Genomic DNA, 12721 nt, shown 5'->3' with positions numbered 1-12721 from the left:
ATTAACCGCCATGACCTTTGATACGCCAGCACATCGACTCGCTGACCTTCTCGACCGAGGGCACAGGTTCTCCTCACAGAAGCCCTGCCGTGAAGCTTGGGCAGAGCTGCTAGGTACAGACGACGCGGCGGAACTTATGGCTCGACTGGGTCAGGTAATGGCGCTTCCTCATCAGGCGCTTGAGGAGATCGAAAGGGCACACCCCGGGTCCTCCAAGCACCATATGTCTTGGGTTACTCAACTCGCTAGTGCTTTTGGAAATCAGTCACTGGATGGCGCGTGGGGAGTTTTCAAGAAGCAAGTGCCGCCTCCAACGATCAGCGCAGTTCACGTGGCTGCAACGACACTGGCTGGAATTCATGCTCCTCGAGCGCTGACCGCCGAGACCATTGCTGACCTTAGGGGCAAGGTCGACGCACTCGGCGATCTTCTGCGAGAGGCGGATCTCCCGGAACCTCTGCGTCGCTATCTTCTAGAGCAAATTGGGAAACTGGCGCGAGCTATCGATGAGTATTGGCTCACAGGCGGGACTCGCATAGTAGAGATCGTAGAGGAGACATTCGGGCACGTTGGCGCGAATGCCCAATCCAGGGCGGCACTGGCGAGTGAGGACGGGCTTGGGATTGTCTCCGCACTTGCAGTTATCGCCGATTGCGTCACGATCGCAACGGGGCTGCCTCCGCTGATCGCGGCGGGTGGCGTAGCAACTTTGGAGTGGGCCAAAAAGCTTCTCCCAGGGTAGAAGGTCGTCGTTTGGCCGGCAGCCCCTGCATCCCTGCAGAGGCACGCCCGGCTGGATGACGCACTAGGACGGGGATCGATACGGTGGTCGCGTGTGATCCGGGTCCGGGCTAGCGAGTGCCGTGCGTTGCTGGCAGGGACAAGATGCACCCTGCCGCGTTGTGGGGCTATCAGGGGGCGTCTACTCGACGTGTAGGAAATCCCCGACGCTGCCGGCTAACCTGTCCCCGTTCCCAGCCGTGGAGGCCGCATGTGTTACTCCGCCCAGGTCCGCGCCGAGCACAAAAAGTTCCAGCGCGTGACCGGTTCAAAGATGCCGATCAAGGAGTACGTGCGGCTCTACTGGCTGGACGAGGGTTTCGACCCCTACGCTAAGCGGCCCCGCACTCCGCGAGCAATGGACATCGGGTTTCTCCGGGACGGGCCGCAGGAAGTGGCCGAGCTGATCCGACGATGGGACGCGCGCGAGACGGCCGACCTGGAGCGCGAGCTATTCAAGCAGCGCAAGCGCGTAGCCGACGGCGAACGCGCGCTGCAGACCAAGATCACGAAGAAGGCGCAGGAGGACGTGCGCATCGGGTCGAACAAGGTCGAGCAGATCCGCGACAAGCTGGACGCACTGCGCCGCACCGAGCCCAAGCCTGAGGATCAGCGCATGTTCCCGGGCAGCTTCTGCCACGTGCTGATCATGCAGGACGGAGAGCGCGTCATGGTCCCCATGCGCTACCAATGCCGCCCCATGGGCAAGCCCTCGTCCTACGACCGGGATTTCTCGGGCACGTATAATGCCCGCCGCGACAACCTGGAAGGGTTTTGGCGAGGTCAGTTCGGGCACTCGCACGGCTTGATCGTGGCGGACGTGTTCTATGAGAACGTCCAGGGGCCGGACGGTAAGAATCGCGTTCTGGCGTTTACTCCGCGAACCGGCGAGCCGATGCTGATCGCCTGCTTGTACTCGCATTGGACGGACCCCAAGGGCAAGGAGCCGGACCTGTATTCCTTCTCGGCCATCACGGACGATCCCGAACCCGAGGTCGCCGCTGCTGGCCATGATCGGACGATTATCAACATCAAGCCCGAGCACGTGGACGCCTGGCTCAACCCCAACCCTGCAAACTTGGCGACGCTCTACGCGATCTTCGACGACAAGCAGCACCCCTACTATGAGCACCGCGAGGCCGCGTGAGCATTGACGATCCGGAGGACCTGACTGCGCGGGCGGACGCCCTGGCGGACTGGGTGGCGCGCTACCGCAAAGATCCTGCGAACGGCGACAAGACGTTCAGGCAATTCTGGAGCGAGCTCCGAGCGCAGGATCCGGAGCTGGACGCCTACTTTCGCCAGGTGGGCGCGGATAAGTCGCCGGACGACTGGGACGCGTACCACGTCCTCCATACGACGATCGACGGCCACGCCTTCTCGGTGCCTGCGCGCGACATGGACCGGTTGGTCCGCGACGGACCAGGAATCGACCCATATGACAGCTCGCTACATTGATCGCGCCACCCTCGACCACCAGCTCGACGAGCTCGAGGCGCGCCTGCCCCAGCTCATTGCCGAGACCGAGCCCGACCACCTGATGGACGCCTTCGCCGGCATCGCCGACGAGATGCTCGAGCACGCCAGCGCGGAGGATTGCGGGCACGTGGACACGCGTATCAACCGCATACTGCACGAAGCTGGGCTGGTGCCCGGCGACGACGAGGAGCCCTGCGATGACGCCTGAAGCGCTCGAGGCCCGCCTGCGCGCGCTCGCTCGCGAAGTGGGCGAGTGGTCCAACGCCCGCGCCGGGCGCACGCCGGCCGAGTTCGCCACTTGGTTCTGGCACCGCGCCGAGGACATCAAGGCCGAAGCAGGCGCGGACCTGGCCGAGCAAGCGCATGCGCGGATCCTCGACGTATGCGACACCGCCGTCGACGCCGGCCTGTTCGGCAAGGACGGCCACCAGAACGTGCCATTCCCGGAGTAGAGTGCCCCTACTGCCGCGCCCCGGCGGCGCTTCTGCGCTGGCATGAGGTTGGCTACCCCTACCCTGGCGACTGGGGCCCGGCTTGGAAGTGCGCCCCGTGCGACGCCTACATCCGCTGCTACGTGGGCACCACGCGGCCGCTGGGGAGCTTGGCCCGACGCAGAGACCCGCGCCTGGCGCAACAAGGCGCACGCTGCGCTGGACACGCTATGGCGCCGCGGCGACATGTCGCGATCTGCAGCCTACGGGTGGATGGCAACCGCCATGGGCCTTCCCCAAGAAGAGGCCCACATGGGCCGCATGGATCCCGACGAGTGCCGCAGGCTCATTCACCTCGTGAAGGCCCGCTCCCGCTAATAGCGAGCGCCAGCAGCGCCGTGGTACTTCCCCCTGTACCCGTTCCGTGTGTAGGATCGATCTGCCGAGAATGCGGTCGCGTCCAGCGCATCGCAAAGTCCAAGGAAGGGGGGGGGGATGCGCCGGATCATCGCTGCAGTTTCTTTGTGCGTGCTTCTATCTTGTTCTGGCGCGATTGCGGCCGAGACCCCTGTAGTTGACGACCCCACTGGTGGAGTCGCTCCAGCGGCAATCTATTGTCCCAATACTGGCGGGTGCTTCACGTCATTGGGACAAGCTGAGGCGGCATTGCGGGCTGCCGTTCCGAATGTCGGCGAGTTCCTCTACAACAGCAGTATGGGGACACTCTGGCCCGGAAAGCTGCGCGCCTACTATTCTGTCAAGCGTCAGCCGCCGGCGGAATACTATCCGCCCTACTACAAATTTCTCGTAGCAATTCCTGCTGCTCAATACTGTCCAAACTCTGCTGAATCCGGCGCGTGCGGCAGTGAGAGCGAGCTATTCGCTGGGTACGTCGCGCAGAGTATCCAACCCGGAGTGGTCTATGCATGTGGCTGGCACCAGTGCTACAACCAAGACCCTCGAATTGAGGGCGCATACCTTCCTTTTGATCAATCGGATGGTACGGCTACCGCCGGCATCGGAATCCTGACCGAGTCCAGCGGACAGCACGTGCGTCAGATCGTCTACGATCAATATTACGAAGAAGGTGCGTCACGCAGTGTCGTCAAGCGACCGCTTTCCCGATCGCGGCGCTACTTGTGTCCGCAGGGCTTCTCACCCATGAGGGGCAAACTGTCCGAACTCGCCCCGAATATTTGCCAGAACACCAGTGGCTGGTTCATTACGATACACGAGCCCAGGCAAACTAAGTCTTGCCCCGTGCAAGGCTCGTGTCAGCCTGCTTCCGGAAATAAGTCAAGCGCGGAAGTTGATTTCGTCTTCGCCGGCCGTCCTTTCCTTCGCTACTACAATTCACTGCGCGAAGAGCTTCCTGTTGGCTTTCGCATGGGGCCAGGCTGGACCCATACCTTTGCTCCGAAACTAGTCCCGCCGGGAAATGACGGGGCGGGTCTTGTGGTCAATGGCGACAGCCTTGAGATTCAATACATTTCACAGAACCGATTCATCGTACCCGAGCTCGGAAATGCGCCACTTGAGAAACAGCCGGACAGCACTTGGCGTCTCCTCGAGCCGAACGGAGACGTGAGCACGTACTCCTCAGGATGGCGTCTGATCAGTATCGAGAACCGGCTAACGCCCGCGAGAAATCTGACACTCGAATATTCAAGCAACGGCCGGCTGGACCGCGTAGTCGAGAGTAGCGGACGCGCATTGAAATTCACATACGACTGGTTCGGCATGCTGGTGGGTATTGAGCTACCCGACAGCACCATATTCAGCTACTCCTATGATGCAGATCACAACTTGATCAAGGCGGAAAGTAGCGCGGGTGGCGTCAAGCAGTACCACTATGGCGAGCCAGATCTTGCAACCAACGGCGACCGCGCGCTGTTGACCGGTATCACAGCGGAGGATGGTCGGCGCTACGCCAGCTTTGGCTACGACATTCATGGCCGCGTTGTCCTTAGTACTCTCATAACAGCCGGCGGGGCAGCTGCGACGACGCGTATTCGTTACACCGGAACCAACCAGGCGGAGGTCACGTTCAATGGTGACGATGTACGGACGTATGATTACAGCCTAGACATCCATCGCAAGCCACTACAGATAGTTGACTCAAGTGGAACCACTACGACGAGCTACGACAGTTACGGCCGGGTAATTTTTAGTACCGACGCGAGATCTATTCAGAAGGCAAATACCTATGTCGCCGGAAGGCTAAGCACGTCCACGTTCGGGCTCGGAACGTCGGCGCAGCGCACTGTACGAACCGAGTGGGATACCACATTGAACGTCCTGACTAAGCGACAGGTGCTTGACTCATCGAGCCTGCCGGTCTCGGAAACATCGTGGACCAACAATGCGCGCGGCCAGCCGACCTCGACTACGTTGACCGATCCGAGTAGCGGAACGGTCCGTACCTCGACAATAGGGTATTGCGAACAATCGGATGTCCAAGCGGGCGCCTGCCCACTCATAGGGCTTGTGACTTCGGTTGATGGCCCACGTACGGAGGCGGCGGATGTCACGTCGTATAGCTACTACGGCACGATCGGCCCCGCGTGCGTGGGCACGCCCACAGGTTGTGGTTACCGACCTGGCGACTTGTGGAAGGTCTCCAATGCTCTCGGCCATGTGACGGAAGTACTGGCGTATGACGGCGCAGGACGTCCGCTCTCGGTCAAGGATCCCAATAGCGCTGTTACAGATTATGAATACCATCCGCGTGGCTGGCTCACGGCCACCAAGGTGCGCGGTACAAATGATGCTAGCGAATCCGACGACCACATCACCCGCATCGAGTACTGGCCAACTGGCTTGGTGAAGAAAGTCACGCAGCCGGATGGCGTATTCCTGAGCTTCACTTACGATGCGGCGCAGCGGCTGACTCGTATTACTGACAAGGCAGGCTTCTATATTGATTACACGCTGGACAACGCCGGCAATCGGATTCTTGAAGAGACGCGGAACCCCGCCGGCAGCACTTTGTATCGGACTTTGAGCCGTATTTACAACGCCCTAGGCCAGCTGGAAACCCAAGCTGATGCTGCATTCAATCCTACGGACTATACCTATGACGCTAGCGGTAACCTCCAGAAGGTCACCGACGCACTCGGGCGGAAAACCATCCATGACTACGACCCTCTGAATCGACTGAAGCGATCGTTGCAGGATGTCGGAGGCATCGAGGCTGAGACCAAGTACGAGTACGATGCGCTGGACAATTTGACCAAGGTGACCGATCCGAAGGGTCTGGACACCACCTATACATACAACGGGTTTGGTGACGTGGTCGAGTTGACTAGTCCGGACACCGGCACGACGACGTACTCCTACGACAGCGCAGGCAATCGCCTCTCGAAGACAGACGCTCGCGGCGTAGTTTCCAATTACACATACGACGCACTCAATCGCCTTACGGCGATCAGCTATCCGTCTGATAGCACCTATGACGCGAGCTACATGTGGGATACGGTGCCTACGGCATGTGCGACCGGCGAAACCTTCGGGAAGGGTCGCCTTGGTCGGCTCCACAATGGAAACGGTGCAAGCCTAGAATATTGCTACGACCGCTTTGGGCAGGTGGTGCGGAAGAGGCAGACGATTGGTGGAAAGACATTCACCATCCGCTACGCTTATACCAAGGCGGGTGCACTTCAGAACGTCACTTATCCAGACGGCACGGTCGTTGACTACACCCCTAACTCGACGGGTCGGGTGAACATTGTCGGGGTCACGCCCGCTGGTGGTGCGCGACAGGTGTTGATCAGCGCCGTCAGCAACTACCCGTTCGGCCCGCAGCGCAGGCTGACCTACGGTAATGGCCGGTTCCTCGAGCGAACACACGACCTCGACTACAAGCCAACAGTGATGCGAGACGATCGCGCGGACGGCTTGCAGACTGGATACGGCTACGACCCAGCCGGGCAGGTGGACGAGCTTCACGAGCCGACCAATCCTGCGGTCAATCTGGCGAAGTACCGCTACGACGGGCTGGGCCGGCTGGACCAGGTGCAAGATGGCGCAACCGGCACTCCGATCGAGACGTACGGCTATGACGCCACCGGCAACCGTGTCAGCCTGACCGACAGCGCCGGCACGCAAGCCTACGCCTATCCATCCGGCAGCCACCGACTCGCTAGCGTGGGAGGTTCCCCACGTGGCTACGACGCCGCTGGCAACACCACATCGATCGGCGGCCTTTCAAGAGAGTTCTTCTACACGCCCGACGGCCGGATGCGCGTGGTCAAGCGCAACGGTGCGATCAAGATGTACTACAGGTACAACGGGCGCGGAGAACAAGTGCGGCGACTGGCGTCCGCATTGGACCCACTCCAAAGCTATTTCGTGTACGACGAGAATGGACGCTGGTTGGGCGAGTACGACCTCAACGGGGCGCCGAAGCAGCAGATCGTCTGGCTGGACCACCTGCCGGTCGGTCTGATTACCGGGGCTGGCATTCAGTACATTGAAGCCGATCATTTGGGGACTCCTCGGGCCGTGATCGATCCGGTGCGAGATGTTGCGACGTGGAAGTGGGAGGAGACGGGTGAGGTGTTCGGCGATACGCCGCCGAATCAGGATCCGGACGGCGACGGCACACCCTTGGTGTTCGATATGCGGTTTCCGGGGCAGCGTTATGACGCGGCAAGCGGGCTCAACTACAACTACTTCCGTGACTACGAGAGTGGAACAGGGCGATACGCGGAGAGTGACCCGATAGGGCTCGCCGGCGGATTGAATACGTACGCTTATGTGCGCGGAAACCCAATTAGCTACGTCGATCCACTAGGGTTGATCGACTTAAAGATTCCAGGAGTTCCAATCTCCATACACGCCAATCCTGGGCCAGAAGCCACGACGTTTCGTGCAGAACACGGCCCGCCTCACGTGCATTTGGGAAGTAATGAAGGACCAAGAGTTGATACGGAGAACTTCAGACCCCTATCCGATGCTGATGCACGGAAGATGAGCCGTGAGCAGAGGAAGATGTGTGATTCTTTGACTGATAGTCAAAAGTCCCTCATCAGGGGGCGCCAGGCGGCAGTGTTCAAGTATGGCAAGTACATACTTAGGGCGATGTCTATGCCGTTAGTTGGCGCTGACTCATTTACGAATGCTTGCCGCTCTGATCCGCTCGCATGTGCTGAGCTTATCGAAAGTATTGGAGTGCCGTCCGGATGGGAATGATCGTGAGTAGAGAAGAGTATCTTCGTCTTATGGGTTTCTCGAAGGAATGGCGGTCTTTGGGGATGCTTCCAGATCGCCTCGTGGATCATCTTATTGAGACATATGAGCCTGGGAATGAGTTGGCATCAGAGCACGATAGGAATGGCGTATTCCATTGGTGGCTAAAGCAGTCACCTACGCGCGACGTCTTGGTTAATCTTGTTAGATTGTCGTTTCTGGACCCAGACCAGGTTATGGCTGCTGATGTCAGAACCCACATCCTTGCAAGTAGCCATGCGGACGAAGAAGTGAAGAGGTTGGTGCAACAACAGCCATAAACGACTGGGCTTCCGTTATTTTGGGTAAGGAAGAGCATGACGACGCCATCCCGCGCTTAGCTTCTTCTTCAGTGAGTGGCTACCCGCTGTTGAGGGCAGGTATCGCCCCCATGCCTTACGAGTCCAACTAGAACTGTGGCCAGGAGGCGCGTGTTCGGGCTGCGGCAACAGTTTTCGTCTATCGCTGGCTCTTCAGGGTCATTTGCGAGACGCGGGCGAGACATTTGATCAGTGGGCCCGCGCGACGGTGCTGAGGCGTCGCGACGTGTAGAAGCCAGCATCGCCGCGAAAGGCAGCACCAAACGCAAGCGCCGCGCGCCCGGGGAACGTTCGCTTGGGCTCCGGAGTGGACGCTGCGCGTTGCTGACAGGGTTCGCCACATGCAGATCGTCCGCAGCTGGCCCCATGCGGATCAACATTTGACCCACACGGGTTGTGGGACTACTTTCGCCAAGCGACGAGCCGAAGGGGACGGGCATGGCGAAGGGAGCCGGCACCTCAGGGGGAGAAGCCGTGAGCATCATCATCGCGCTCACGTCGGTTTTGTGGCTCCTCGGGCGCTGCTCCGGTGATACGAGCAGATCGCATCAAGACGCGACTTCAGCGGCGAACTACGCCCAACCGTCTGCACTCTCGACGCCCGCGTGGCTCGCGCCGCGGCTTGAAACAGCGTACGTCGACGCGGATGCTCTGAACTACCGCGGCTCTCCAAGCGGTCGGGTCCTAGGCCGTCTGACGCGAGGCACTCAGGTCACCATCGAGCAACGCGAAGGAGGATGGATGAAGGTCTCCGCAGGGTCGTTTCGATCGGGCTGGATCTCCGAGCGGTACACATGTGCGACCGCGTATTGCTGGCATCGTGCGTCACCAGCTGCGGCCCCTGCCCCAGCGACGATGAGGGCGGCCCGTGCGGCGCCGGTGGGTGACGGGGGGATTTGCCCCTGCTCGGGGTCGTCCAACTGTTTCGGACCAAGAGGCGGTCGCTACTGCATCACCAGCGGCGGCAACAAGCGATACCGCTAGGACAGCGATACACGACTGCAAGGTGGCTGACAGCGCCGGCATCCCAGCGGACCGCGGAGCTAGATTCGAATCATCGACCAGCGGATTAAAAGTCTGTCCGTGTATGCCGTCGAATCATCGCCTTACGGTAATCTCCCTTATTGAAGGCTGCCCGTGGAACTGGCTTGCCTGCGTCGGCGAACGGGCGCTACTACGGAGGTTTGGCGGGCCGCGCCAGCTTCCCTTGGACACGATGGCGCCCGTAGCAATCACAGAGGTCGGCGATCGTCTGTATGTACTGTGGGCCTAAGAGCAGGGGCAACAGGAACTATCAGCATCTGCGCTATCTCAGCACCCCAACCAAGCCTCGGGCACGCTTCCGCTCGAGCTCCTGTCTCAGCTATTCACCGGGATCCGTCCAGGCCTGCGTTTGGGTCACCTGGACGGATCCCGCCGGCAAGGAACCCGACATGATTCATGGACTAATTCGTGGGAGTTACCGACGGCTCGGAGTCAGCGGTGGCCATCGCGTCACAACGCCTGCGCTTTCGTGAGCGCGTCGAGGCCTGCGTCCGTTGCCGTAGCGCCAGTACCTTGGACGATTCGCGACGAACACCGATAGGAAACGTTGAACGCACCTAAGACAATGCTGATATCACTCATCTGGAGAGTACAGCGCCTTCCGCCCTGCTCCACCAACTCTGCGAACCCAAGAGCGATATCGGCAGCGTCGCTGAGATTCGAACCAACGCCACTGACTTTGCTACCCAGCGAGTAGCCAACTTGCATCAAATACCCACCACTGAAGGACTGCAAATTTGCGGAGTCGCTAAGGGACAAATTGTAGTTTCGGCCTGACTCCGACGCGAGCGCAGCAAATCCGACTCCATTCTCGCCCGCATCTGTAAGAGTGTTCCCCGCACCCGTAACCCCAGCCGAGCCGTCGACGAACTTGACAACGTATCCTCCAGCGACCTGCACCACCCCGTCGGTGTAGGTGGAGGCCATATACGAATCACCAGTGGTGGCTTCCAGTTGGCCGAACGCCAAGCCATTCACGCCCGCGGTTGTCGCTGTCGTTCCGACACCCGAGATGCGCTTTCCGCCACTAGTAAAATAGATCTTGTATCCACCAGCAAGCAGCTTCACACCATCCTGAGAGACAACCCAACTTTCGCCCCCTGTTTGGGCGCTAAGGTCCCCAAAACCTTGAGCATTCGCAGTCGCCACAGGCTGGGTGGAGCCCACTCCTTCGACGTACTTCCCGCCGCAGTATCGCCGAGCAGAGTATCCACCCGGAAACGCTGTGTGTGTCGGATTTCCACAAGTAACTGCTGATACCTGCACAGGAACCGCATTCGGTGCCTCGGACTGTTGAGCGTGCGCGCTTTGCAAAGAGAAGAGCGCAATTGCGAGCGAATAATGCATCCTAGCCATGCTCTACATCCTGTCGATTTGAGGAGGTCTTACCTTAGCTTCGGGGCTTGTCGATGGCGGAGACATATGTCTCACATTTACTATCGTGCAAGCGCTATTCATTTTTCAGCATCGCGCGAAGCTCAGTTTGCGGTTGTAGGATCGCGTCTTTGGAGGATTCCCCATGCGCTACTCCGCCCAGATCCACTCCGACTACCGGAAGTTGGTCCGCGAGATCGGGGCTGTCATGGACCTCGACGCCTTCGCGCGGCTGTGGATCCGAGAGAATGGGCTCGAGCACGAGAAGATCCCCAAGGCGCTGATCGACACACTGCGGCCGGAGCTGGTCGCGAAGGCGGTCGCCACGATGGACACCCGCCTGGACCTTGCCGAGCAGGAGTGGCAGCAGGAGCTGTTCAAGCAGTCCAAGCGCAAGGCTGACAACGAGCGGAAGCTGGCGACGAAGCACACCAATACCGCCAAGACGGAGCTCGGTCGCGCCACCCGGAAGGTCGCAACAATCCGAGCAGTGATCAAATAGCAGAATGAATCTAGATGCCTGCGACAGCGTGATTGAGGATGTCCTCCAGTCTTCTACTGAGGGTGAGTTCTGCTACCGGATCCGCCCGCTCTTGGATTTCTATGACGTACTTTCGGTTGTGTTTGGCCGTGGTGAAACCATCTTTTGGCGCGCGCGAGCTACCAATGAAGGCAGGTTCGCGAACTTGGAGCAGTTGGACTATCCGCCCGCGCAGTTTGCGCGCGTAGGAAGGTTGAATGATCATGGTGTCCCGGCGTTCTATGCCGCTAATAGTATCCATACGGCGCTGTGCGAAATTGAGGCGAGAGACGGGCAGTTAGTTCAAGTGGCTGGCTTTCGCTTAGTGAGCGGCGCGACGCTCGGGCTAATCTTAGTAGGCGAATATGCAAATGTGCAGCAGAGTGGGTACGTGCATACCTTGGGTACGGATCCTGGGGGAACAATAAAGCGGCTGATTCGAGAGCACGGCCGAGGAGCGCACGCGCAGATCTATATCGACAAGTTCCTGTCCTCAGTTGTCAATGATCCGCTAGCCCGCGAATCCAATTACACATTCAGCAGGGCATTAGGGGCGATGCTCCATCGAAGCGTATCCGCACATGGTATTTCATTTCCGAGCGTGAGAGACCCTGGGGGCATCAACATTGCGGTTCATCCAGAGCCGTCAGACCTGGCATTTGAGAACGTAGCCTGCGCGCTAGTACGCGTCGGAAAGCGAAGGCGTTTTGGGATGCTGGACCACGAAGTGATTACTGCGTCCATTGGCTTGGACCACGATCTGAACTTTGTATGGCCCGCCACCAGTCAGCCCGGGCGCATATGCATCTATAACGTGACGCCGGCAGAGTATGCCGCGATCCTAGCGGACAACCCGGACCCCGGTGCAATCGCGAAAGCACTGCCATACCAGGGGGGCTAGCTGTGCGGTGCTCCGCGGAATCAGGGCCGCGCGGCGTAAGGGCGCCATAAATTGTTTTCCGCGCCAGCCGCGCCCCATCCGGGGCGCACGCACTGGCTGGGGAGGAGCTCCGCAGGTGTGGCCGCGTCGCTCTGTGCGCTGCTGGCCGAGGCACTCTGCTCCTCACCGGTTACCCGGTCCGTGACGGGGTGCCAAGTTCAGCTTGGAGCAGCAGAAGGCGGCAGCGGTCTGTCAGTCCCGCGTCCAGGGGCAAACCCGGGAAAGTGAGTCAGATTGCGAGTCACGCGAAACGCTGGCGGCTGACAAAAACAGCACAAACAATGGGTTGCGCGTCAAATGCGATCGCTGGTGGGCCACCACTTGACCGCCTATCGCACCGGCTGGCAGTGGGGGCAGTAATAGGCCCAGCGATCGCGGGTACCGAGCTTGGCCTTCGTGAGCAGGTGGCCGCACACCGGACAGTCGCGCTTGCGGTGGACGAGCCAGTGCTGGCGCAGCACGTACTGCCGCTTCCACTCGAGGAAATCGAAGCTGTATTTCCGCGCCTGTGTAATGACCCAGTGATTTCCTGCTCAGGTGCTACCTTTTGAAGGAGAGCACGATGAGCCAAGTGATGGACGAAGAGATCAAGCGTTGGACGGCC

General features: G+C 59.8%; 11 protein-coding genes. 9 read left to right on the top strand and 2 right to left on the bottom strand.

Annotated features, from left to right (window positions below):
* The first annotated feature begins 991 nt into the window (after positions 1–991).
* The 7 genes from QFW81_RS09910 to QFW81_RS17735 all read left to right on the top strand — a co-directional run bounded on the left by QFW81_RS09910 (position 992) and on the right by QFW81_RS17735 (position 9223).
* Positions 992–1927, top strand: coding sequence for an SOS response-associated peptidase family protein (locus QFW81_RS09910; protein ID WP_280578619.1), 936 nt, complete (start codon positions 992–994; stop codon positions 1925–1927).
* A complete protein-coding gene (locus QFW81_RS09905) occupies positions 1924–2238 on the top strand; it encodes a hypothetical protein (protein ID WP_280578618.1) in 315 nt (104 codons plus the stop codon). Before QFW81_RS09910 ends, QFW81_RS09905 begins: the two co-directional genes overlap by 4 nt.
* On the top strand, positions 2219–2467 hold the full coding sequence (locus tag QFW81_RS09900) for a hypothetical protein (protein WP_280578617.1): 249 nt from the start codon (positions 2219–2221) through the stop codon (positions 2465–2467). The genes QFW81_RS09905 and QFW81_RS09900 overlap by 20 nt, the downstream gene beginning before the upstream one ends.
* Positions 2457–2711 carry a hypothetical protein gene (locus QFW81_RS09895; RefSeq protein ID WP_280578616.1) on the top strand — a complete coding sequence of 85 codons (255 nt, stop codon included), beginning with the start codon at positions 2457–2459 and terminating at the stop codon, positions 2709–2711. Before QFW81_RS09900 ends, QFW81_RS09895 begins: the two co-directional genes overlap by 11 nt.
* Before the next feature lie 42 nt (positions 2712–2753).
* Positions 2754–3068: a zinc-finger-containing protein gene (locus tag QFW81_RS17740; RefSeq protein ID WP_425604009.1), complete on the top strand. Its 315-nt coding sequence runs from the start codon at positions 2754–2756 to the stop codon at positions 3066–3068.
* A 117-nt stretch (positions 3069–3185) separates the two neighbouring features.
* Entirely contained in the window at positions 3186–7883 is a 4698-nt protein-coding gene (locus QFW81_RS09890; protein ID WP_280578615.1) for an RHS repeat-associated core domain-containing protein, read from the top strand.
* Between the two features lie 794 nt (positions 7884–8677).
* Positions 8678–9223: an SH3 domain-containing protein gene (locus QFW81_RS17735; RefSeq protein WP_425604008.1), complete on the top strand. Its 546-nt coding sequence runs from the start codon at positions 8678–8680 to the stop codon at positions 9221–9223.
* A gap of 510 nt (positions 9224–9733) precedes the next feature.
* Here QFW81_RS17735 and QFW81_RS09885 read toward each other — a convergent pair.
* Positions 9734–10351 (bottom strand): hypothetical protein, encoded by a 618-nt coding sequence (locus tag QFW81_RS09885; protein WP_280578614.1) that lies wholly within the window; start codon positions 10349–10351, stop codon positions 9734–9736.
* A 451-nt stretch (positions 10352–10802) separates the two neighbouring features.
* On the opposite strand from QFW81_RS09885, the gene QFW81_RS09880 reads away from it, so the two are divergent.
* On the top strand, positions 10803–11159 hold the full coding sequence (locus QFW81_RS09880; RefSeq protein WP_280578613.1) for a hypothetical protein: 357 nt from the start codon (positions 10803–10805) through the stop codon (positions 11157–11159).
* Positions 11160–11163: 4 nt separating this feature from the next.
* Entirely contained in the window at positions 11164–12078 is a 915-nt protein-coding gene (locus QFW81_RS09875) for an RES family NAD+ phosphorylase (protein WP_280578612.1), read from the top strand.
* 368 nt (positions 12079–12446) lie between these two features.
* On the opposite strand, the gene QFW81_RS09870 is transcribed toward QFW81_RS09875, so the two are convergent.
* Positions 12447–12533 (bottom strand): hypothetical protein, encoded by an 87-nt coding sequence (locus tag QFW81_RS09870; protein WP_280578806.1) that lies wholly within the window; start codon positions 12531–12533, stop codon positions 12447–12449.
* Positions 12534–12721: the final 188 nt, after the last annotated feature.

The organism is Luteimonas kalidii (genome assembly GCF_029887935.1).
GTDB lineage: Bacteria > Pseudomonadota > Gammaproteobacteria > Xanthomonadales > Xanthomonadaceae > Luteimonas > Luteimonas kalidii.
Note: the sequence above shows the minus strand (reverse complement) of the source record. Positions and strands in the feature narration are given on the sequence as shown.